We start from the raw sequence: 24655 nt of genomic DNA on the forward strand, positions 1-24655 counted from the left end.
TTTATGATGTAATCGCGTTTCGTACACTTAAAATATATTTCGACTGATCCAGCGGGTTAACTCCTCTGCGTTTGCGAGTATGATTCACATCCGCAGGACAATCTTGGTATCCGGCAAACGAAGTCGTAAGCACCCCGCGGCCGCTTGTCTCGGAACGCAGTTTCACCGGATAATCCATTGAGGTGGCAAGAGGCATAACTCCTTCAATAATACAACGTCCGCTACCAATGACGGGGGCTTCGAAGGTTGCCCGCATATGTACCAGATCACTAAGGGCCTTACCGCCGTATTCCTCCGGGACCGTCAGCCGGAACTGAAGAAGGGGTTCCAGCAAAGTGGTACCTGTTCTCGCCAATCCATCCATGATTCCCATAGGCGTGGCTACAACAAAATCCAGCGGATGTGTATGCCAGACATGATGTTCCCCTTCCACCAGCGTGATGCGCAGATCGGTTACTTCCCAACCGAGCATACCTTGAGACAAGGCTTCCGGAATTCGTCGTTCAACTTCATTCTGATAACGTAACAGCAGATCTTCTGTCCTTACGGTTGAGGCATAGATCAGACCGCTTCCGCGAGGCAAAGGTTCAATCTTGAAGCGAAGGATAGCCCAGCAGGGCTTAGGCATCGTATAAGCGATGTAACCTTCTCCGGCTGTACGTGGTGTCTCCTTATAGATGACGGATGGCGGATCAAACACGACATCCAATCCGAAACGACTCAGCAACAGGCTGGATAAAATCTCAAGCTGAATGGTTCCCATGACCTTGAGATGCAGTTCTCGTTCCTCCGGCAACCATTGCAGGTCGAGTAAGGGGTCTTCATCCGTCAACTCTTGCAATGCTGCGACAAGATCGGGGTAACGTGCCGGGTCCTTGCCATGTACTTGTACGGTCAGCAAAGGCACAGCCATCTGTGGCAGAGGAGGTACACCTTCAGGATTGCCGATAATGTCACCCACATGTGTGTCACTCAGTCCATACAGCGCAGCAATCTGCCCCGCGTGAACGGCACCGGTATCCGCCCATTTCCGTCCATCCATACGGCGAATCTGCGTCACTTTCTCTTCAAGTTCCCGCGTCGAATTATGGATGGTATCCCGATTGTGTAAGCTGCCACCATACATACGGACGTATGCCGTGCGGCCCATCGTACGGTCACGTTCAATTTTGAACACAACACCGGATACGGGAGAGTCCACTGGTTGTGCAGGTGGAGGCAGAAATGCAAGGACCGTGTCCAGCAATGCCGTGACGCCAATTCCTTTGCCGGAAGCACCATAACACACAGGGAACATCTCACCCTGATGCACATACCGCAGGAATGCTTCATTCAGATCCCTTTGCGATAACGGAGTCTCCTGGATGTAGGCTTCCATGACCTTTTCGTCCAACTCGGCAAGTATCTCGACCAGACCTGGAATGGAAGGTGTGCCATCTGACAGGGAATCTTGATTCGGGTTCCATAGCGAGTCGATGCCATGAAATGAATCTTCGTGGAACTGATACGTTTGGATTTCGCATGCGAAAGGGGACAGGGTGGAACGAATCTGCTCCATTACCGCTGGGGCAGACGCACCAATCCGATCCATTTTATTAATATAAATGATGGTTGGGATGCGAAGTGAACGAAGGGCATGCCAGATGGCTTCACTCTGGGACTGAATGCCTTCTACTGCCGACAGAATGAGAATAGCGCCATCCATTACCCGTAGCGTTCGCTCTACTTCGGAGCTAAAATCAATGTGACCAGGCGTATCAATGAGGTCAATGATGGTGTTCTTCCAGATCAGAGAGGTCATGGCTGCCTGAACGGATATGCCACGTTCTTTCTCAATGTCCAGGGAGTCTGTGGCTGTTGTTCCGTCATCTACACGTCCCGGACTGCGGACGACACCACTCTCAAATAACATATGCTCGGTGGTGGTTGTTTTCCCCGCATCCACATGGGCGAAGATGCCAATATTCCTGCGATTCAATTCGTTTAACATGGAATGCTAAGCTCCTCTGACAACGGAATGCAATGTTTCCGACAAGTAATAATCCAGATTATCATACCACATCTTCCATATGGAAGAATATGTGGATATATATGATTAGGCCCAGGCACCTATGTTCCAGTCTGGTTCTATTTTAACGAGAACTGTTCATGGTTCTGCGGTATGCTGCGGGTGTTGTACCGGTTAATTTTTTGAATTGACGGTAAAAGTGGGGCAGGCTGTCGAACCCGCAAGCATCGGCAACGGCTGCCATCGTCTCATCACCTTGCACCAGATGCTCTTTCGCCATAATGACCCTTCGTGCTAATGCGTAATCCGTTAGAGTCATTCCCGTGTATCGTTTGAAGGCACGACTGAAATGGGCAGGGGATACAGAGGCGTGCTGCGCCAGTTCAGGGAGGGACAGGCCATTCCGAAGGTTATCGTCAATATGAGAGATCGTAGAAGAGAGCCATGAGGGACCAGGAGCGGATTTACCCTGATTCGCAGGTCCCGCAGCTTCCAGACGTTCCAGAAAAATGAGCAACAGTTGCAGCCTTAACAGGGCCGCATGTGCGCTTAGATGATGACCGAGCTGGAATTCGGTCTGAATATTATCAATGAGGGCGGCCACCTGTAATTGCTCCTCTGTGTTCAAATGCCTCTTATACACGCGTTGTTTACGACAACGTTCAAACAGGCTTAGCAAGGAAGAAGCAGCGCCTCCGGCGGTCGATGCCAGTAAGCCCGGGCTGAAGAACAATGCGGAAGATGTGACAGGATTGCCTGCATCCGGCAAGGCTCGATGAACCGTGCTGCCCGGTATAATGAACAGATCTCCTTCCTGCATATTCTCAAGTCCCGTATCAATAAAGATGCTTCCCTGACCCCGATATACATAGATAATTTCATGCCAGTCGTGAAGGTGATCTGGCAATTCGTTCTGAGGGGATTTGGTATCGCTGTACACCAGGCGGAACGGAATACCGGATTCTGCTTGAATAGTCGTACGAACAGGTGAACGTTCCATAGAGACTCCTTTCCAGACGATCGTCTTCAACGAGATGTTATACCTGGTCATGAGAGAGTATATTTACCGCAATATAAGCAATTTAATTTCCTTTTATTGATGATACAATGAATTTAAAGCGTTTACAATAAAAGGGTGCAGAGCCTTCGAGCTGCATTCCGACAGTACAAATAATCGATGAGGTGAGTGTCCATGTCGGCAAGCACGAAACGGCCAAGGTTGAAGCTGAATTTACTGGGGAGCGATGGTCAGCGCAAGTGCAAGGAGATTATGGAGCGTCCCGTGAAGGTTTTGCAGATTGGAGAAGGTAATTTCTTGCGGGGATTTGCAGACTGGATGCTTCATGAGAGTGCCAGACAAGGCAAATTCCATGGAAGTGTAGCTGTTACCCAACCACGACCGGGAGGCAAAGCCAAGCTGGAGCAGATTCGTGATCAGGATGGATTATATACGATGATTACACGAGGGCTGTCTCAAGGGAAGCCGGTTGAGCGGACAGAGTTGATCTCCATTTTCTCACAGTGTATCAATCCGTATGAGGAATGGGATGCCTTTTTGAACTTGGCGGAACTGCCTTCACTTGAGTTCGTTATTTCCAATACAACCGAATCAGGATTGAAATATACGTATACGGACTATATCGAGGGTGAACCGGTCCAATCATTTCCGGGGAAATTAACAGTTTTCCTGCATCAGCGATATTTGAAATTTGATGGTGATCCATCCAGAGGTTTGATTCATCTGCCATGCGAGCTGCTTGAAGGCAATGGTGACGTGCTGCGCAGTTGTGTTCTCCGTCATAGTGAGGATTATGGGTATTCGGATGGCTTCCGTTCATGGATCGAGAACCATAATCACTTCCTGAACAATCTGGTAGATCGAATTGTCACAGGTGCGCCGAGCCAGGAGGAAGCCGATTCCCTGACGAATCGCTGGGGTTACGAGGACCAGTTGATTAATACAGCAGAGCCATATCATTTTTGGGCCATTCAGGGTGATGAATCATTGGACAAAAAACTTCCTCTCAAGCAGGCAGGTCTCAATGTACATTGGGTGAAAGATCTGAAGCCTTTTCAGGTACGCAAAGTTCGTATTTTGAATGGGGCACATACCTTAATGTCATCACTAGGCATTCTGCAAGGCAAGCAGCATGTGAGAGAAACGATGGAAGATCCACATTTTGGCACATGGATCAGGGAAGCTGTGCATCAGGAGATCGTGCCTGCTCTGGATATGCCCGATCATCAGCTGGACCAGTATGCAGAAGAAGTATTCGAACGGTTCCTTAACCCGTATATTGATCACAAATTGCAAGATATTGCTTTGAATACGATCGGAAAATTCAAGGTGCGTGTGCTGCCTACACTTTTGTCTTACGAGCAAAATCAGGGAAGTTGGCCAGAACGTTTAATTCAAGGGTTTGCTGGATTATTGTGTCTCTATCGTCCGGTAAATACGCCAGAAGGTTACAAGGCACAACGACTGAATGGGGAGGACATTCTGCTGCGGGATGACCCGGATGTCCTGGCTGCTTTGGCTGCACACTGGGAAGGTTATGACACGCTGAACAGGGATCAGAAGCAACTGGATGACCGGGTAGCGGCTGTGTTGTCAGATACCCTGATCTGGGGCGAAAATCTGGATGCAAGAGAGGGGCTGCGTGCAACACTTGTTCGTGAAATCGGATTGTTGGAAGGTGAAGGGAAATGAACACAACAAGTACAATCAATGACTGGATTGCTATTCAACCGCAGGATGATGTCATTATAGCGCTTCGGGATTATGCCAAAGGAGAACGCATTACACTGCCGGACGGTGTTTCCTTTACACTGCTCGATGACGTGCCCAAAGGGCATAAGATTGCTGTGCATACCCTGGCGCCGGGTGATGATGTGATGAAGTATGGTTTCTCCATCGGGATTGCCCAAGAGCAGATCGAGCAGGGAAGCTGGATTCATAGTCACAACCTGAAGACGGGTCTGCACGGATTGCTTGAATATGAGTATCAGCCGGGAGCGCAGGTTCAGACGGACATGCCTCCGGAACATCTGCGCTCATTCGATGGATATTTGCGCCCCAATGGTGAAGCAGGTATTCGTAATGAGATCTGGATTGTGAATACGGTTGGATGTATCAATAAAGTGTGTGAAGCTTTGGCACGTATGGGTCAGTCCCAGTTTGGAAGCCGGGTAGATGGTGTATTTCACTTTCCACATCCATTCGGGTGTTCACAGCTTGGTGATGATCTGAAGTATACACAACAGTTGCTGGCCTCCTTGGTGGAGCATCCGAATGCAGGAGGCGTGCTCGTCATCGGTCTGGGCTGTGAGAACAATCAGGTCGATGAATTCCGTGAGTGTATTGCTCCGGAATACCGAGGCAAAGTACGGTTTCTCAAAGCACAGGAAACGGATGACGAGCTTGAGGAAGGGCTTCGACTGATGGAAGAACTTGTGGAGATCGTTGAACATGAACAACGGCAGCCGCTTCCGCTCAGTAAACTCAAAATTGGTTTGAAGTGTGGCGGTTCCGATGGTTTATCTGGCATTACAGCCAATCCGCTGGTCGGTGCAGTTGCTGATATGTTGGTTGCTGCCGGGGGTACGGCTATTCTGACGGAAGTTCCGGAGATGTTTGGTGCGGAGACGATCTTAATGAACCGGGCTGCCAATGAGCAGGTGTTTCACGATTTGGTGGACCTCGTGAATGGCTTCAAGCAATATTTTGTGAACCATGGCCAGAACATCTATGAGAATCCTTCACCTGGGAATAAGGCTGGTGGCATCACAACGCTAGAGGAAAAGTCACTTGGATGTACGCAAAAGGGAGGACGTTCTTCCGTTGTCGACGTTCTGCGCTATGGCAAACGTGTAACTCAAACCGGTCTGAACATTGTAGAAGCACCGGGTAATGACCTGGTGTCTGTAACGGCACTGTCTGCGGCGGGTGCACATATTGTGCTCTTCACAACAGGGCGGGGGACTCCCTTCGGAGGTCCGGTACCTACCGTCAAGATTGCGACCCAATCCGATCTGGCTAATCGCAAAAAACACTGGATTGATTTCAACGCAGGCCAGCTGTTGGAGGGGCAGACGATGGATGAGGTGAAAGCACAGCTGTTCAGCCAGCTGATTGACATTGCTTCTGGGCGGTCACATACACTCAGTGAGCAGCATGGATTCCGGGAGATTGCCATATTCAAGGATGGCGTAATTCTCTAAATCGTTCTGGATGGAGGCTGTTAATCGTCTGGGTTACATTATATGGTGAACCAAAGCCAATTCCGGTTGAAATTTGCACTACAACCGGGATTGGCTTTATTTAGATTCCACGGATGCCAAGTGCTTTGGAGATGCTTGATAATACGGCGGGTGAAGCATGTTGTTGCAGTTGTGCAACCAGCAGTTCACGCGCCTCTACTGCGCTGCCTTCAAATGGCTTAATGCCATGACGTTGCATCCAGTGATCTGCGGTCTCATATGCGGAGCTGTTCCATGCAACTTTGCCTTCTGCGAGCCCTTCTTTTTCTTTGGTGCCACTGATCACAATGGCTGCACAGCCCTGAAGGTCCAGAAGTCCACGGTCAAATGTTTTTTTGTCTTCTTTTGCTCCGAATCCTGCCTGAGAACGAAGTGCACGTCCATCGATGCCTTCCTGTTCTGCAACTAACGCATGGAGTTTGAACGCTTCACGGGAGAGCAGACCCGCTTCATACTGTTCCTTGATGGTTCTGGAGTCGGCAAGCAGTCGGTGTACCCAAGGGAAGTATTCAGATGAGACAAGAAGCGCTTTCTTTTTGACAAATTTTCCATATGCAGCAATGCCCTCCTCAGCCAGGCGTGAACGCCATAACCAGGGATCGAATTCATCATCCTTGTGCCAATTTTCTTTGGGGGTTAGCGATGATAGAGAAGGATATTCGGCAAATAGTGGTGCCAGAGGCAGCAGCCCTATAGACTGGATACGCTGTACTGCTTCTTCGTACGTTGTAACGGCTTCATATGTCATGATATCAGTAGGCTCCTTTTTGTGTGTAGTCAAGCTACGACTTGGTTGAAGCAAGGTATCTTCGGCTTACTTCCTCGGCATGCTGACGAATCTCACTGCGAAGTTGGAGGGGTTCGATCACTTCGGCTTCACGTCCCAATCGGTAAAAGAATCGTACGGCCCAGTCCCATTCCCCTGGTGGACAAAGGAATGATAATTCCCAGAGATCCGGGGCAATTTCAATCATCTTTTCACCAATATGCTCGTCCTGTTCAGCTTCAATCATTCCCCGATAACTCAGTTGTGCCTTAACCAGGGTTGGCGGCTGTTCTGGAGGGAGCGGCTTGCTCTGCTGTTGCTCCGCCTGTTCGTTAAGCACCAGTGCATCCTGTGGTTCAATCGCTTTGACATCGATAATTCGGTCAACCCGGAACAGACGCTGTTCACCATGTTCGAGGGAATATGCTTCACAGTACCAGAAGCCGGAGGAAGCATATACCCGTGTGGGACAGATATGCAACCATCGCTGACGTGATACGGAGCGATACAGCACACTAAGCCACCCGTGTTCGGGTATACATGCCAGCAGTGCGTCCAGATGAGGAAGAATGTAATTGCGGTCTGGAATATGATGATGCAGCTGTTGGAGCATGGGATCAATTCGCGACATAATATCATCCGGAATGATGGCCTTAACTTTGTTCATCAGGGTCCAGCGTTTCTCATGAAAGGGTGTGTCGGCGTAGCGACTTAGACCTTCAAGAGCGAATATGAGCGTCGCTGCTTCTACCGGGTCCAGCTGTAATGGGGGTAATACGTAACCCTCCATAAGTCTGAAACCGCCTCCCGGACCGGAAATGGCAATAATGGGCACATTCATCTCGGAGAGGGACTGAATATCCCGAAGAATCGTGCGACGGGAAACTTCAAATTTCTCACCTAATGAGTGTGCCGTTTCGTGACCATGCTGTAATGCCATTACGATGGCAGCAAGCCGATTTGTTCTGTTCATGTCAGCCACTCCGTTTCGATCTGCGCCGCCGGAAAGTGATGTCGTAGTTATATTTCTATTGTAACAACGAATAAGTGACATCATGAGTGTCACCAATATTTCAACTGTTCATTATTTTATAATGGATCAGCATCAGGATTCACAAGCATGTTCCGGCAGGCTTTGTTAAAATGTCTTTCTCGTCCAATTCGCTTTGCATACTGATATTTCCTTCTATCAAAAAGACCACAGATCATGCCAAAAACCCGTATCCGGTGTAGACGGATACGGGAAGTAGCAGCTTTTGGCTTACAGAAGACGATAAAGGTCTGAAATCTATACCAATATCCTTGCTGAAGACAATAACAAGTATAAAAGGAATGAATATGTGACACTTTGTATCACGGATATTTCTATCACATTATATTATTTCGATGATTTCAATTAAGTGAAATCGCTTATTTCATTTCGAGCAGTTGCACTCCACGGGCTTCAATCTCAACACTTCCCGAAAGCTCACGATTGGTGAGCAGATCATGTGCCTTAGCTGTTCCCAGATCATAGGATTGCGTGGTTGCGTTATGGTTCATGACAAACAAGTAGGGCTTGCCGTCTTTGGTTCGTGCGCTTACTTCAACATCTTCTGGTGTCTCAAGCAAGGACTCTACGTTCTTGGCTGCTGCAAGCTGTCCCAGCAAACCATCCAGGAAGCGCTCATCCGGGTCGGATGCAACGTACCAGGCTTCACCTTGGCCAAAGGTATTACGTGTCACAACAGGCATGCCTTTATAAAAGTCGTCTCCATACTCCGCGATGACTTCGGCTCCTTCACTGTGCAGCAGGTCACACAGCATGCCGCAGCCATACTCTCCTTGAAGATCACCGTAGGTTTCTTTGAGGACAATGCGGTTCTTTTGCTCAGGCAGCAGGGCATCAATCTCTTCCACCCAGATTCCGAGCAGTTTACGAAGTTCTCCCGGATATCCACCTGTAGTCACGAGATCGTTCTCGTTGACAATGCCGCTGAAGAAGGTTGTCAGGAATGTTCCACCTGCTTCAACATACTTCTCCAGTTTGGCGGCAAACCCTGGTTTAACCATGTAAAGAACAGGGGCAAGGACAATGTCGTATTTGCTCATATCCGTATCCACACTGATGATATCTACCTGTATGTTGCGGCGGAAGAAGGCTGCGTAGTACTTATGGATCTGATCCACATAGTTCAGGGCAACCGTAGGTCCGCTTGATTTTTCGATGGCCCACCAGTTGTCCCAGTCGAACACAATTGCCACTTTGGATTCAACAGATGCATCCAGCGTGGTATCTCCAAGAATCTGCAATTCCTTGCCCAGCTCAGCAACTTCGCGGAATACACGTGTATTCTCATGCCCAGCATGCTCAATAACTGCACCATGATACTTCTCACAGGCACCGATGGAGCGGCGAAGCTGGAAGAACATGATGGTATCGGCCCCGTGCGCAACAGATTGATAACTCCACAGACGCATGACACCTGGACGTTTCAGTGAGTTATATGGCTGCCAGTTCTGCTGACTTGGTGTTTGCTCCATCAGCATGAACGGTTGACCATCCTTCAGTCCGCGCATAAGGTCATGAGCCATTGCTGTGAAGCTGACGGGTGTTGCGAGACCAGGATAACTATCCCAGGAGACGATATCCAAATATTTTGCCCATTTGAAATAGTCCAATTGCTTGAAGAATCCCATCAGATTGGTAGTAACAACGGAGTCCGGAATATGTTTTTTGATCGCATTGTATTCCAATAGATAACAATCCAGCATGCTGTCGGAGTTGAAGCGAGAGTAGTCCAGCGAGATTCCCTGGAACGTTGAATTATTGTTACCCCAATGTTCGCTCAGGTTGCTTGGTAATACAATCTCGTCCCAATCGTAGAAGGTATGCCCCCAGAAATTCGTATTCCATGCTTTGTTGACCTGTTCCAGAGTCTGATAGCGTTCTTTCAGATACACGCGGAACGCTTTTTCACAGTTGTCACAGTAGCACTCACCGCCATATTCGTTGGAGATGTGCCATACGAGAACCGCGGGGTGATCCTTGTATCGTTCGGCCAGTTTATCCGCAATCTTCTCAGCGTATTTGCGATAGGTCGGGCTGTTGGGACAGGAATTATGGCGCCCACCGAATTTGCGTTTGCGTCCATCGGCATCTACACGAAGCACGTCTGGATATTTCTTTGCCATCCAGGCCGGATGGGCAGCAGTGCTTGTTGCAAGGCATATATAGACACCGTTTTCATGTAAGCGATTAATCAGTTGGTCGAGTTCTTCAAAACGGTATGTAACTTCATCAGGCTGAATCAGTGCCCATGAAAATACGTTGATTGTGGCAATATCAATGCCTGCCAATTGGAACATGCGCAGGTCTTCAAGGTGGGTTTCGTGATCCCACTGTTCCGGGTTGTAATCGCCCCCGTAGAACATTTTGGGCAGTTTGTTACTAATCAATGTGTTCACCTCTTGTATAAGAATAATCCTATACTATATGATACATATGACTTTTAAAATATAATAAAAGTAATGACTCATATAAGAATACGGAAGTTTATTTCAGCTTATACCCAAGGAGGCATCCCATGTTTATCTCCCCCCGACATCAACGATATTTCATGACATCACGTGATCAGCCGTTGCCCCTTTATATTGAGAGCCTGGGTTATAACGGCAATCAGGAGAAGGTGTCCAGACCTGTGGGGTATCCCTGTTACCATTGGCTTCAGACAGTAAAGGGAGCCGGAGAATTCAAGTTTGCCGGGTCCACGGTCGTACTGGGGGAAGCATCAGGTATTTTGCTGCCGCCAAATGAACCGCATGAATATGTGCGCGCCCAAGGAGAGTGGGAGACATTCTATATTACATTTGGCGGTTCCCAGTGTCCGGCAATCTTGGAGTCACTTAGTCTGGGTGAAGCAGCGTTGCATCAGTGGGAACAGAGCAGTCCGTTCAATGATTACGGCCAGGAAGTGCTGGATTCAATCAGAAGTGATCAGGATTTGTCGGGACTCGAGGCGTCAGCGGATATATATCGATTTCTGATTTTGCTCAAAAAACATGGCATGACCGGCAATCGCTCTTCGATCTCTCATGCCGTGGAGAGACTCGCTCCGCTCATTGCATTCATGGAACAGCATTATGCGAATCCCGAGATTGGTCTCGAACATATGGCTGACGTCACGGGGATCTCATCCAGACATCTGAACACCTTGTTCAAGCAGTCCTTTGGCATGACAGCCTATAGTTATTTCATTTTGCTGCGCATTCGCAAAGCCAAGGAAATCATGACCGCAGACCATAGACCCACGATTAGGGAAACTGCAGTTAGGGTAGGGTTTCGAGATGCAAGCCATTTTGTAGCAACTTTTCGCAGGATTGAGGGGGTGACTCCTGAACAGTTCCGTAATTTGTACTAACATGTACCCAAATGATCAAAAAGTGATGCCAGGAAGGTATTGATGCGTTAGGGTCATTACCGTTATGATGGTATCGATTCCTGAGATTCGAAAACGTTTAAACGGACCCATGTATCCGTTCTACTTGGAGAGGATGATTGAAGATGACAACAACTATACCCTTATGGGATCATGCTGCACCTTATGCAGCCCAGGGTCATGAAGACGAGATGCCACATTTGATTCCATTTATTCAGCCCGGTTCCGAGAGCGCTGTCATTGTGTGTCCAGGGGGCGGCTATGGATTTTTGGCTGATCATGAAGGTGCTCCAATAGCGGAATTGTTGAACCGTGCAGGTATAAGTGCATTTGTCCTGAATTATCGGGTGGCGCCTCACCAGCATCCTGCACCTATAACAGATGGTCAGCGTGCCATACGTTATGTTCGTGCTCATGCTGAGCAGTATGGCATCAACCCTGCCAAGATTGCAGTACTTGGTTTCTCCGCAGGCGGACATCTCACAGCAACACTGGGAACGCTGTATGACGAGGGACAACCGGATCATGAGGACCTCATTGAACGCCAGAGTTCACGCCCGGACCGAGTTATTCTCTGTTATCCGGTCATTACGATGGAGTTCTATGGACATGCCGGTTCCCGTGAGAATTTGCTTGGGTCTGATGCGTCTGCCGAGCAGATCAAGGCTTTCAGTGCGGAGCAGCAGGTAAGAGCGGATGCTCCTGAAGCGTTCATCTGGCACACCAGCGATGACCAGGCAGTGCCTGTAGAGAATAGCTTGCGTTACGCACTTGCATTGGGTGCGCATGGCATTCCCTATGATTTGCACGTTTTTGAGAAAGGTTCACATGGTCTTGGATTGGCTGAGGACAACCATGCGATTCGGGTATGGTCGGATCTGTGTCTCACATGGCTCAAGAATCAAGGCTGGTAATCACTGATTGATAACAACTTAACGGTCCTGACTAATCAATTATTCCTATATTAGCGCCTTGGAGCGAAGGAGAAAATAACGATGAAATTGCAGAAAAATGACAAGCTTCTGTTTATCGGGGATTCGATTACAGATTGTGGTCGGGAACATCCTGTAGGCGAAGGCAGTTCAGGTCTGGGCCATGGTTACGTAGCGCAAGTCTATGCCCTCTTGCGGTCCATCTATCCGGAATTGATGTTGCGTGTCCAGAATGTGGGTAATGGTGGAAATACGATTCGTGATCTGAAACAGCGCTGGGATCGTGATGTGCTTGACCTTAAACCGGACTGGCTGACGATCATGATCGGCATTAATGATGTATGGCGTCAGTTCGACAACCCATTGTCAACAGACTCACATGTGTTTCTTGAAGAATACGAATCCACATTGCGTGAACTGGTGGCTTCAGTTCGTCCCAACCTGAAAGGTCTGGTGCTAATGACGCCTTATTATCTTGAGGCCAACCCGGAAGACCCGATGCGGGCAACGATGGATATCTACGGAGAAGCGGTACGCAGGGTAGCCAGTGAGTATGATGCAGTGTATGTGGATACACAGGCTGCATTTGCTCCATTTTGGGATCATTTCTATACGTCTGTGCTGACTTATGACCGGGTACATCCGGATGCAACGGGCCATATGGTACTGTCCAAAGCATTCTTGGATGCCATCGGATTCGAATGGTCAGGCGGCGTCAAATCTGAATAAGGACGTGATGGCATGAGCGACGTAACTGTAGCAGTACAAACCCCGGCATTACTGGGGGAAGGTCCAAGCTGGGATGCGGAGAACAATCGATTGTTGTGGGTAGATATTGAAAGCTTCAAGGTGCATGTGTATGATCCAGCTACAGGGCAGGATCAGGCTTATGATGTCGGTGAACATGTCGGGGCTGTTGTTCCCTATCGTGGTGACGAAGTTGTGGTTGCTTTACGCAGTGGATTCCATACGTATCACTTGCTTACGGGTGAGCTGCAGGCTATTGAAGACCCTGAACAAGATAAGGATACCAATCGTTTTAATGATGGAAAATGTGATGCGAAGGGTCGCTTCTGGGCAGGCACGATGAGCATGAATAATGAGAGCAAAGCCGGATCATTGTATTGTTTGGAGCAAGGGCAACCCGTTCGCACAATGGTACAAGGTGTGTCTACATCCAACGGTCTGGGCTGGAGTCCGGATCGGCAGACCATGTATTACATTGATACCCCGACACGTTCTATTGACCGGTTTGATTTTGATCTGACGGCAGGTACGATACAAAATCGGACAAGTATCATTCACATACCGGAGGAATTCGGTTTTCCGGATGGGATGACGGTTGATGGTGAGGGCATGCTGTGGGTTGCGCACTGGGGCGGAGGAAGAGTCACTCGTTGGAACCCGCATACATCAGAATTGTTGCAACAGATCGAGGTGCCGGCAGATCAGGTAACATCCTGCTGTTTTGGTGGACCGGATCTCGAAGAGTTATACATTACAACAGCACGTATAGGGATTAAGGAAGAACGTTTGAAAGAGACACCGGATGCGGGCTCACTTTTTGTCATCAGACCGGGCGTTAAAGGGCAGGAGACTCACGCTTATGGTAGCCAGCAATAAACAGGTGCCAATTATGTAGTGAACCTTAGTGAACCTCTGCCTGGTTTGCCAGGAAAGAAACGATTCCATTTTTTTTACTCTTATATAAAATGTCGAAAGGTGCTGTTCTAACAGCATCTTTTTTTGTTGTATAAACCTGTTTAAACACTGAAAATATTTTACAAAAATCGGAATTTCGACAGAGGGGTTTGGAGATTGCCAGCGAATGTTATTTATTGAAAGTATTATCCAGATAACCGCGAATCAAGAACAATTATGTAAGCGCTTAACAATATGACTGGAAGGGGGTGAGGCTTCTTGTATCAAGGGATGCATTGATTCGTCTGGCACGCCATCATCAGCACGATGAGACAGCGGGGATAGACCGAAATGCAGTAACGAAGTAGAAGAGGAGGATAAGTTAATATGAGAACGTTTATGGGGAAATTGCGAATGATGAGCCTGACGGTTGCTGTAGTAACCGCCTCGCTGGGAGGACTTGCTGGAACAACAGCGGCGGCACCAAGTGAAGCCTATGAGTGGAAAAATGTGGTGACGGGTGCAGGAGGCGGGTTTGTACCGGGCATTATTTTCAACGAGTCGGAAAAGGATCTGATCTATGCCCGTACAGATATCGGGGGGGCCTATCGCTGGAATGCGGCTGACGAGAGGTGGATACCCTTAACGGATTTTGTCGGCTGGGATGACTGGAACAAGAATGGTGTGGACGCACTGGCTACGGACCCGGTTGATCCCGATCGGGTGTATATGGCAGTTGGGACGTATACGAATTCGTGGGACCAAAATAATGGCTCCATCTTGCGCTCTACGGACCGGGGAGATACATGGCAAACCACAACACTTCCGTTCAAAGTGGGCGGCAACATGCCGGGACGTTCAATGGGAGAACGCCTGACCGTGGACCCAAATGATAACAGTATTCTGTATTTCGGTGCACGAAGTGGTCATGGGTTATGGAAAAGTACCGATTACGGTGTGACTTGGAACGAAGTCACAAGCTTCCCGAATCCGGGAAATTATGTGCAAGATCCTTCGAATGAATATACCAGTGACATCGTAGGTCTGGCATGGATTACATTTGACAAAACAACAGGTTCGGCAGGGCAAGCAACCCAGACAATCTATGTGGGTGTTGCGGATAAAGATCAAAGCGTATATCGCAGCACAAATGGCGGCCTGACCTGGTCAGCTGTTGCTGGTCAACCTACAGGTTATATCCCGCATCATGGTGTGTTTGATTCAGACGGAAGCCTCTATATTACGTACAGCGATGGTGTTGGACCCTATGATGGGGCAAAAGGTGACGTGTGGAAACTGAATACGTCTACAGGTGTCTGGACCAACATCAGCCCTGTTCCAAGCAGTAGCACGGATAATTATTTTGGATATGGCGGATTGGCTGTTGATGCACAGAATCCCGGTACATTGATGGTTGCGACATTAAATTCCTGGTGGCCGGATGCCACCTTGTTCCGGAGTACAGATGGCGGAGCGACATGGACACGCATATGGGAATTTGAAGGATATCCGAACCGGAAGTTACGTTATACACAGGATATTTCGGCAGCGCCATGGCTCACATTTGGCACCAATCCTGCCCCACCCGAAACAACCCCAAAACTGGGCTGGATGATCGGTGATCTGGAGATTGATCCGTTTGATTCGGATCGCATGATGTATGGAACAGGTGCTACGATCTATGGAACGAAGAATCTGACAGACTGGGATGATGATGAAAAAATCAATATTTCAGTGATGGCGAAGGGGGTTGAGGAGATTGCCGTACTGGATCTGGTCAGCCCGCCAAGTGGTGCACATTTGATAAGCGGATTGGGAGATGTCTCCGGATTCCGTCATAACAATCTGGACCAGGCTCCAGCTACCATATTTACGAGCCCGAACTATCCTTCCACAGAAAGTCTGGATTTTGCAGAGTTAAGTCCAAATACGATGGTTCGCGTAGGTAAAGCAGATTATGCTGCTGATCCAAATGCAAAATCCATGGGTTTGTCCAGTGACGGAGGTACTACGTGGTATAAGGCTAATGCAGAACCTGCCGGCACAACCGGAGGGGGGACCGTAGCCATCTCTGCGAATGGTAACCGACTCGTATGGAGCACATCAGATAAAGGCGTACATTATTCGACTGGCGGCAATTCATGGACGGCAAGTACGGGCATACCTGCACAGGCAAAAGTGATTTCGGATCGTGTCAATCCAAACAAATTTTATGGATTTGCAGCGGGTAAAATCTATGTGAGTGTGAATGGTGGTGCTACTTTCACGGCAACATCTGCGACCGGACTTCCGATGGAAGGAAATGCCGATCTGGATGCCGTTCCAGGTGTTGAAGGTGAACTCTGGTTTGCAGGTGGTAGTGAGGAAGAAGGTCCTTACGGATTATGGCATTCCACGGATTCAGGCGCGACATTCACGAAGCTTGCCAATGTAGAGGAAGCAGACAGTATCGGATTTGGTAAAGCGGCCCCTGGGCAGAGCGTTGTTGCGTTATACACGGTTGCACAGATCGATGGAACACGTGGATTCTTCCGCTCCGATGACGGTGGTGCCAATTGGGTTCGTATCAATGATGATCAACATCAGTATGCTCGTGTAACCACAATTACGGGTGATCCGCGTTTGTATGGAAGAGTATATCTCGGAACAAATGGCCGCGGAATTTTGTATGCTGACCGTGTTGGAGGTAACAATGGCGGAGGAGACGGCGGGGGTACTCCAGTGACCAACTCTGCGATTACACCGGTTACAGCCGAATTTGATCGCAAAGCAGGCAATCAGATTAATATTCCAGTCACGTTAACACTTAACGGCAATACACTTGCATCCATTCGCAATGGGAATGCAACGCTGGTTTCAGGTACAGATTACACGTTGACAGGCAATGAGGTCGTATTAAGTAAAAACTACTTGGCTTCACTTCCCAATGGCGCAGCGACGCTAACCTTTCAATTCAGCGCAGGTGCTCCTGCGACCTTGAATCTGCTCATTAAAGACACGACAGCTGCACCTGCTGGAACCATACGCATTGAGATGTTTAACAGCAACACTTCAGCGACGGGCAGCTCGATTAGTCCCAAATTCAAACTGACAAACACAGGTACTACAGCCTTGAATCTGTCTGATGTGAAAATCAGATATTATTACACAATAAACGGCGAACAGCCTCAGAACTTCTTCGCTGACTGGGCGACTGCTGGCAGTGCGAATGTAACAGGCACGTTCAGTGCACTCAATCCAGTTCGAACAGGTGCTGACCACGTGCTTGAGATTGGATTCACAGCTTCTGCTGGAACTCTGAATGCAGGACAAAGTACGGAAATCCATACGCGCATCTCCAAGAACAATTGGACCAACTATACGCAAACGGATGATTATTCTTTTGCAGGTAGTCAGACTTCCTATACGGACTGGTCCAAAGTCACTGGTTATATCGCGGGAAGTCTCCAATGGGGGATTGAACCATAAGTGAGTGATTTAACGAAATAAAGGATTGAAATAGGGGTCCTGATTCGCCAGATGATCAAATGGCGAGTCGGGGCTTCTTATTTTGTCGAAATATAGTGTAAACTATAGATAGTTACCATTGCTTAAAGGATCGTTTTAGGATATAAAAAGATGTACAATTAATTTAGAATTAATGTAACCGCTAACACTGGAAAGTGTTTATAACCGATATATAATAGTTGGTATAGCCTGTACAGATATAGAGGAAAGATTAGACAAGGGGGTCGCGATCATGAACCGGTTGTGCAAGGTGCTGATTGTTGACGATGAGTTTCTGGTAAGACAGGGCATAAAGCACCATATGAACTGGGAAGCGGAAGGATTTATCATTGTGGGTGAAGCTTCCAACGGTGAAGAAGGATTACAGCAGGTCAACCTGTTAAAACCGGATATTGTGATTACCGACATTGTCATGCCTGTCATGGATGGCGAAACGTTTGTCCGTACACTAAAAGCCAGTAATCCGCAGATTGAAGTTATTGTACTTAGCAGCTTCAGTGAATTCGAGTATGTACGTTCAACGCTTCAGCACGGGGCAGCCGATTATATACTGAAACCCAAGCTGGATACAAATGAATTATTGCAAGTCCTCCAACGCACGGCGGGTAAAATTCCCGAGCTACAGTTCGAACCTTCGCACGATGGCTGGAGGCTTGGGCAACTGATGGAGAAGATGCTGTCCGGATTTACACTGGATGAAGATAGCGAAATGCCGATGATTCGAGATACCTTTCCGTATGAATCCTTTCGCTTGCTGGTGTATAAACCGGTGGGTGCTGGAGGGAATCCACTGAAGATGGATCAGGAACAGATTGAATCCAAGCTCCGCAGTGATCTGCCTGAAGTAGAATGTGCAATGGTTCCCGCAGAGGGTACATTACCTGTGATGCTTCTTAATGTCGATCCTGCGAGAGATCAATGGATGCTTGAACGGATCAGACAGTTGGCCAGTGAAAATGCAGCAGGAGAAGACAGTCCTGGTTGGGTGCTTAGTGAAAGCTTTACTTCATTTGAACAGATGGGTGTTGTTTACCGGGAACGCCTGATTAAGCTGATTGAATATCGCTTCTATTATAAGGGTCGATCAATCCTGGTGTATGGTGAACTGCCTCCAATGCATCCCGCAGGTTACCAGTTTAATGTGAATATGTTTTTGCAGCATGTGAAGCGTAACCGGGTCGAAGCGGCAAGGGAGTATTTACAGGATCATGCAAGAACACTTGGACGGGATTATATTGCCGATGTGTTTGAGATCAAATCATTTCTCGGTAACTTGATCTTTAACGTGACCATTACCCTCGCGGATATGGATGTTCAGTCTGCCGGGCTGGAAGAGAGCAAATATACGTATTTTAAAAATGTGGACGGGGCTTCGAGTCTGGACGAAGTCATGACTGTGCTTGACCAATTCATGACGGAAGTTCAGGAGTGCACCGTTGGTGCGGGTGGAAAACGAAGTGATCCCAACATGAAGATGCTGCTGGATTACATGCATGAGCACTTTGATCAGCCGCTCGGGCTTGCTGAAGTAGCAAAGCACTTTCATTTTAATCCATCGTATTTATCCAGTTATTTCTCATCTCACAAAAAAGAAGGATTTAATGAATACTTAAATAAAATTCGGATTGAAAAAGCCGAGGAACTGCTCCGATCCGATGATGTAACGATCTCTGAGATTAGCAGTATGGTAGGTTATTCCGATCATAGTTACTTTTGCAAAGTGTTCAAAAAATTCACCGGATTATCACCAAGCCGATACCGGCGCAAATTCTGGGCATAAAGTCAGAAGGATAAGATTATGAAGAAATGGATGAACCAATTATCTCGTCTCGGATTGTTTCCTAAGTTGTTTCTGGTTATGGTGGTCAGTATTGTCCTCGTTTCTGTACTCATCTTATGGACGACCATTCACATGTCAACCAATCTGTTTACTGAGACGTTCAGTATCACAAACTCCAAGGTGCTTAATCAGATCAAAACAAATTTTGAATCCTTTAATGAGGCCATTGCTGCCGTATCGAATAATGTGACGCAGAGTGGATCGATCCGAGGATTCCTGTCAGAAGGCGATGCCGATTCCCTCACGATGGCCAAATCCTTCTATAATATGAGGGAAACGATGGATCGAATTCAATCCATCACAGAATCCTACGAAGTCGGGATAACAATTATCGGGATTAATGGACGGAGCTATTCCACGAATCGTGCTCACCTTGAGTTGTCCGTGGATGAATTGAAGCAGGAGCCAATTACGATGGAAGCCGCTGAGACGCCGAGTCGTCTTATCTTTGATGTTTACCAAAACGAGGCAACGCTTGGGAGTCAGCAGATGATCTCTGCGACGAAAGCGTTGACGGACCGAACACGCAGCCGGATATACGGTACGCTTTATGTCACGATGAGAGAAGACATATTCCGGCAATTTTACAGCAGCTTTACAAGTCGTGGCAATGATGTGGTCATTATGAATGAAAAAGGTGAGATTGTATCATCGAATCGTGAAGACTGGATCGGAACAACTCAGCTGGATTTGCTATCGTATGCCCGGGATATGAACAACAACTCTCCGAGAAGTATTAATGCTCGTGTGATGGATCAGGATAGCGTTGTGTTATCCGAGTATTTACCGTTCTATCGGTTTTATATTGTCAATGTCGTGGATAAGGATCTGGCGATGGGTCAACTTATCGACATGAAGACGGTTGCCCTGATCTGTGCAGCTATCGTTGTGGGGGCACTCATCCTTGTGTTTCTCATCACCAGCCAGATTACCAAGTCACTGCGCAGACTTGTGAAGCAGATGTCCAACATTACAAAAAGTGATCTGGACAACTATATTCCGGTGAGCGGAAGCTACGAGAGCAGGCAGCTGGGTCATGCTTACAATTACATGCTTGATGAACTGCATGATTATGTGGATCAGTTAGTACAGACACAGCATGAACAACGTAACGCAGAGCTTGCGGCATTACAGAGTCAGATTAATCCTCACTTCTTGTACAATACACTTGCATCTGTCAAAGTTCTGGTGCAACAAGGCAACAAAGACAGGGCAGCGGAGACGATTAATGCATTAATTGGATTGTTGCAAAATACGATCAGTGATGTGAGTCAGACGGTTACCGTGGAACAAGAAGTCGAGAATTTGAAAAATTATGTCTTCATTAATCACGTCAGATATGGTGGCCGGATTAAAGCAGCTTTCTACGTGGCTCCGGATTGTACACACTATCATGTACCCAAACTGGTGATCCAGCCGTTTATCGAGAATGCATTTTTCCATGGATTCATCAAGAAAGAAACGGGTACGATTCATGTCATGGTTTCCAGAGCGGGAGAATCACTCATCTGTGAGATTATGGACAATGGGGATGGAATTGAAGGGCTTGTCATGGGAGAAACGTTGCCCAATCCAAAGAACAATCGTCAACTATTCAGCGGTATCGGTATTCGCAATGTACATGACCGTATTGAGTTATTATATGGTTCACCTTATGGTGTCACCATTATGAGTACGGTTGGGGAAGGAACGAGAGTCACCGTTACACTACCTTTAATCACGAGTTGAATCGAAACCCGATTCCATTGGATACACTTAAAATCGAGATCCCTCGCTTCTGTTTTCTACAGAGTCGGGGGATTTTCACGTGTCAGAGGTAAAGCGGCTGAAATCATTTTTGTACTATTTCAAGATCAAGAAATTACAAAATCAAAAGAAATTACAAAAAACCAAATTTAATGCAAACGGTTTCTGTAAAGGTTTTCATTGTGGCAATAAGATGACAAATCCGTACAAAATTATTACTAACGAATGAAGATATGGGAATGATAAGATGAATACATCGAAAGCAACCGCTTTCAGAAAACGCAAACAAATTACACACAAAGAGGTCGAAGGGGAGTTGAATGTTTTGAAAAAAATGTGGGTATTGATGCTCGTTACAGTACTGCTGTTGTCCGCATGTTCATCCGGTGGCGGAGGTAAATCCGCTAGTGGTGGTGACGAAAAAACAAACGAAATTACGGTCTGGGCTTGGGACAAAGCTTTTAACGTAGCTGCAATGGAAACAGCAAAAGAAGCATATCAAAAAGCAAATCCTGATGTGAAAATCAACATCATTGAATACGCTCAAGCTGATATCATTCAGAAACTGAACACAGGTCTTAACTCCGGAACTGCCAGTGGTCTTCCAAACGTAGTTCTGATTGAAGATTATCGTTCACAAAGCTTCCTGAATGCATATCCTGATGCGTTCAAAGATCTGTCTTCCAGTATCACGGCTTCCGATTTTGCAGATTACAAACTCGGACCAACAGCGTTTGATGGCAAACAATACGGAGTACCATTTGACTCCGGTGTTGCTGGTTTGTACTACAGAACAGATCTGCTGGAGCAAGCTGGCTACAAATCAGCTGACCTGCAAGACATCACTTGGGATGACTACATCCAAATTGGTAAAGACGTAAAAGCTAAAACAGGTAAAGAGCTTCTTTCTCTTGACCCGAATGACCTTGGTTTGATTCGTATGATGATCCAAACTGCAGGTAAATGGTATTCCGCAGAAGATGGTAAAACACCTGACATTGCTAATAACGCTGCACTGAAAGAAGCTTTCATCACATACAAAGCGATGATGGATGCCAACATTGTTAAATTGCACTCTGACTGGAGTCAATTCGTTGCCAATGCCAATAACGGTAGCGTAGCAACAATTCCTACAGGTAACTGGTTCTCACCATCTGTACGTCAAGAAGCTTCCCAATCCGGTAAATGGGCTGTAGCTCCAATACCGAAAATGGCTGGCCAATCAAACTCTGTTCACGCATCCAACTTGGGTGGTAGCTCTTGGTATGTTATGAACAACGTTCCTGGTGCAGATCAAGCAGCTGATTTTGTAGCAAAAACATTTGGTTCTGACAAACAATTGTATCAAGATCTGTTGAACAACATCGGCGCAATTGGTACGTACAAACCAGCAGTTGATGGTGATGCGTATGCCAAAGCAGACGAGTACTTCGGCGGACAAAAAATCTTCACAGACTTTGCAAATTGGACGAAAGAAATTCCAAGCGTAAACTATGGTATCAACACATATGCCATTGAAGATATTCTGGTAGTAGAAATGCAAGCATTCCTGAACGGTAAATCAATCGATGACGTTCTGGCTGATGCACAAAAACAAGCTGAAGCACAATTAAACTAAGATACCCAAGGTAACTTATAGAACCCTAGGAAACATCGGAGCCGTCTCCCACGTCCGGCGCAAGTCGAACCGGATATGGCGAGAGGCTCCGTGGGTTCTACCCATGTTCCATGGAGAGAGAGGAGCCATACTGTGAAAGCCATGAATACAGGAGACAGTCTCCAAAAGAAAAATAATTTGACTGGATGGGCTTTTGTTTTGCTGGCTGTTGTCGGGATTGTTGCATTTTACTTCTACCCGATGATTCAAGCGCTGCTCTTATCGTTCAAGTCTGGTGTAGGAGCCAATCTTGAATTTTCGGGCCTTTCTAACTACAAAAGATTGTTAGTTGATACAACGTTCCGTACAGCATTATCGAATACATTTATCTACTTGATTATTCAAGTGCCTGTAATGATTATCCTTGGTTTGTTTATTTCCGTATTGCTGAATGACAGCACACTACGTTTCCGGAGCTTCTTCCGTACAGCGATTTTCTTGCCTTGTGTAACTTCATTGGTAGCGTACTCTGTTGTATTCAAATATCTGTTCGCACCAGATGGAATGGTGAATCAATTCCTGATGGGCTTGCACATTATTGGCGATCCAATTCAATGGATCACAGACCCGTTCTGGGCTAAAATTACGATCATAATCGCCGTTACTTGGCGTTGGACCGGATATAACATGATTTTCTATCTGTCATCCCTGCAAAACATCGATCAATCGATCTATGAAGCTGCAAGAATTGACGGAGCGAATGCTTTTACACAATTCTTCAAAATCACTGTACCTTTGCTTAAACCGATTATCCTTTTCACGTCCATCACATCAACGATTGGTACATTGCAAATCTTCGATGAGATCATGAATATTACCAAAGGTGGTCCAGGTAATGCGACCATGTCGATTTCACAATACATCTACAACCTTTCGTTCAAATATTCACCGGACTTCGGTTATGCAGCAACAGTGTCGTATTCCATCGTAATCTTGATTATTGTATTGTCCATCATCCAGTTTAAAGTGGCAGGTGATAATAAAAATGGCTAAAGCTAAAGCAAAACGGATTTTCACGTATGTGTTCCTATCCATCGTCGCCTTTGTATCCATTTTCCCTTTCTTCTGGATGCTGGTCAGTTCAACAAATGCATCAGTCGATGTCACCAAGGGTAGACTGCTGCCGGGTTCAGCTTTCATTGATAACTTCAACAAACTGATTGATTCGACAAATCTGGTACAGGCTCTCGGAAACTCGGCGATTATCTCTGTAGTCTCCACTCTCTTGGCACTGTTTATTGGTTCCATGGCAGGTTATGGTTTCGAGGTATATCGCACGAAGTCTCGTGACATTGTGTTTAATATCCTGTTGTTATCGATGATGATCCCGTTTGCAGCGATCATGGTACCACTGTATCGTATGTTCGCAACAATCTCTGGAGTTGCACCGGTTATCGGTATTAACACGATGGCAGCAGTGATCTTGCCAACCATCGCAACAGCGTTCCTGATCTTTTTCTTCCGTCAGAACACCAAAATGTTCCCGAAAGACTTGCTGGAAGCTGGACGTATTGATGGTTTGAGTGAACTCGGCATCTTCTTGAAGATCTATATGCCAACCATGAAAACAACATATGCAGCGGCAGCAATCATTACATTCATGAGTAGCTGGAACAACTATCTGTGGCCACTCATTGTATTGCAAACACCTGACCAACAAACGATTCCACTGTTGATCTCAAATCTGGGTGCTGGTTATTCTCCGGATTACGGAGTAATCATGACAGCAATCGTGATTGCAACACTGCCTACAGCAATCGTTTTCTTCATCATGCAGAAACATTTTGTTGCAGGTATGGTAGGTTCCGTGAAGTAATGAAAACAGCATAATCCGTGCAAATGACGGATGCAGGAAAGAAGAGAGGGCGCTGTTATGGCGT

At 47.0% G+C, this 24655-nt stretch carries 17 protein-coding genes; 12 read left to right on the top strand and 5 right to left on the bottom strand.

All coding sequences use genetic code 11. The features are described from left to right. Nucleotide 1 precedes the first annotated feature (1 nt). Both MHH25_RS11025 and MHH25_RS11030 read right to left on the bottom strand, forming a co-directional pair. The gene (locus MHH25_RS11025) at nt 2-1990 is read right to left on the bottom strand and encodes a translation factor GTPase family protein (RefSeq protein ID WP_340019995.1); all 1989 of its coding nucleotides are present in this window, start codon (nt 1988-1990) and stop codon (nt 2-4) included. 142 nt (nt 1991-2132) lie between these two features. Beyond that, the gene (locus MHH25_RS11030) at nt 2133-3008 is read right to left on the bottom strand and encodes an AraC family transcriptional regulator (protein ID WP_340019996.1); all 876 of its coding nucleotides are present in this window, start codon (nt 3006-3008) and stop codon (nt 2133-2135) included. Nucleotides 3009-3200: 192 nt separating this feature from the next. Here MHH25_RS11030 and MHH25_RS11035 point away from each other — a divergent pair, with 192 nt between their 5' ends. Next, nucleotides 3201-4718: a tagaturonate reductase gene (locus tag MHH25_RS11035; protein ID WP_340019997.1), complete on the top strand. Its 1518-nt coding sequence runs from the start codon at nt 3201-3203 to the stop codon at nt 4716-4718. Beyond that, the gene (locus tag MHH25_RS11040) at nt 4715-6229 is read left to right on the top strand and encodes an altronate dehydratase family protein (RefSeq protein ID WP_340019998.1); all 1515 of its coding nucleotides are present in this window, start codon (nt 4715-4717) and stop codon (nt 6227-6229) included. Before MHH25_RS11035 ends, MHH25_RS11040 begins: the two co-directional genes overlap by 4 nt. A gap of 100 nt (nt 6230-6329) precedes the next feature. Here MHH25_RS11040 and MHH25_RS11045 read toward each other — a convergent pair whose 3' ends face one another. The 3 genes from MHH25_RS11045 to MHH25_RS11055 form a co-directional block, all read right to left on the bottom strand. After that, entirely contained in the window at nt 6330-7016 is a 687-nt protein-coding gene (locus tag MHH25_RS11045; protein WP_340019999.1) for a hypothetical protein, read from the bottom strand. 34 nt (nt 7017-7050) lie between these two features. Further along, nucleotides 7051-8007: a WYL domain-containing protein gene (locus MHH25_RS11050; RefSeq protein ID WP_340020000.1), complete on the bottom strand. Its 957-nt coding sequence runs from the start codon at nt 8005-8007 to the stop codon at nt 7051-7053. Between the two features lie 437 nt (nt 8008-8444). Next, nucleotides 8445-10472 (bottom strand): beta-galactosidase, encoded by a 2028-nt coding sequence (locus MHH25_RS11055; protein WP_340020001.1) that lies wholly within the window; start codon nt 10470-10472, stop codon nt 8445-8447. Nucleotides 10473-10600: 128 nt separating this feature from the next. On the opposite strand from MHH25_RS11055, the gene MHH25_RS11060 reads away from it, so the two are divergent. The 10 genes from MHH25_RS11060 (at nt 10601) to MHH25_RS11105 (ending at nt 24591) form a co-directional block, all read left to right on the top strand. Beyond that, the gene (locus MHH25_RS11060) at nt 10601-11434 is read left to right on the top strand and encodes an AraC family transcriptional regulator (protein WP_036609496.1); all 834 of its coding nucleotides are present in this window, start codon (nt 10601-10603) and stop codon (nt 11432-11434) included. Nucleotides 11435-11577: 143 nt separating this feature from the next. Beyond that, nucleotides 11578-12366 (top strand): alpha/beta hydrolase, encoded by a 789-nt coding sequence (locus MHH25_RS11065; RefSeq protein WP_340020002.1) that lies wholly within the window; start codon nt 11578-11580, stop codon nt 12364-12366. 81 nt (nt 12367-12447) lie between these two features. Then, nucleotides 12448-13113: an SGNH/GDSL hydrolase family protein gene (locus MHH25_RS11070; protein ID WP_047842445.1), complete on the top strand. Its 666-nt coding sequence runs from the start codon at nt 12448-12450 to the stop codon at nt 13111-13113. 12 nt (nt 13114-13125) lie between these two features. After that, nucleotides 13126-14007, top strand: coding sequence for an SMP-30/gluconolactonase/LRE family protein (locus MHH25_RS11075; RefSeq protein WP_036609490.1), 882 nt, complete (start codon nt 13126-13128; stop codon nt 14005-14007). Between the two features lie 435 nt (nt 14008-14442). Next, nucleotides 14443-17493, top strand: a complete 3051-nt coding sequence (locus tag MHH25_RS11080; protein ID WP_235200767.1) for a X2-like carbohydrate binding domain-containing protein — start codon at nt 14443-14445, stop codon at nt 17491-17493. Nucleotides 17494-17764: 271 nt separating this feature from the next. Then, a complete protein-coding gene (locus MHH25_RS11085) occupies nt 17765-19312 on the top strand; it encodes a response regulator transcription factor (protein ID WP_036609486.1) in 1548 nt (515 codons plus the stop codon). 18 nt (nt 19313-19330) lie between these two features. Next, nucleotides 19331-21100 (top strand): sensor histidine kinase, encoded by a 1770-nt coding sequence (locus MHH25_RS11090; protein ID WP_036609485.1) that lies wholly within the window; start codon nt 19331-19333, stop codon nt 21098-21100. Nucleotides 21101-21443: 343 nt separating this feature from the next. After that, nucleotides 21444-22736, top strand: a complete 1293-nt coding sequence (locus MHH25_RS11095; protein WP_036610890.1) for an extracellular solute-binding protein — start codon at nt 21444-21446, stop codon at nt 22734-22736. Between the two features lie 141 nt (nt 22737-22877). After that, on the top strand, nt 22878-23768 hold the full coding sequence (locus tag MHH25_RS11100; RefSeq protein WP_036610887.1) for a sugar ABC transporter permease: 891 nt from the start codon (nt 22878-22880) through the stop codon (nt 23766-23768). Then, a complete protein-coding gene (locus MHH25_RS11105) occupies nt 23761-24591 on the top strand; it encodes a carbohydrate ABC transporter permease (RefSeq protein ID WP_036609483.1) in 831 nt (276 codons plus the stop codon). The genes MHH25_RS11100 and MHH25_RS11105 overlap by 8 nt, the downstream gene beginning before the upstream one ends. Nucleotides 24592-24655: the final 64 nt, after the last annotated feature.

The organism is Paenibacillus sp. FSL H3-0457 (genome assembly GCF_037981725.1).
Lineage (GTDB): Bacteria > Bacillota > Bacilli > Paenibacillales > Paenibacillaceae > Paenibacillus > Paenibacillus amylolyticus.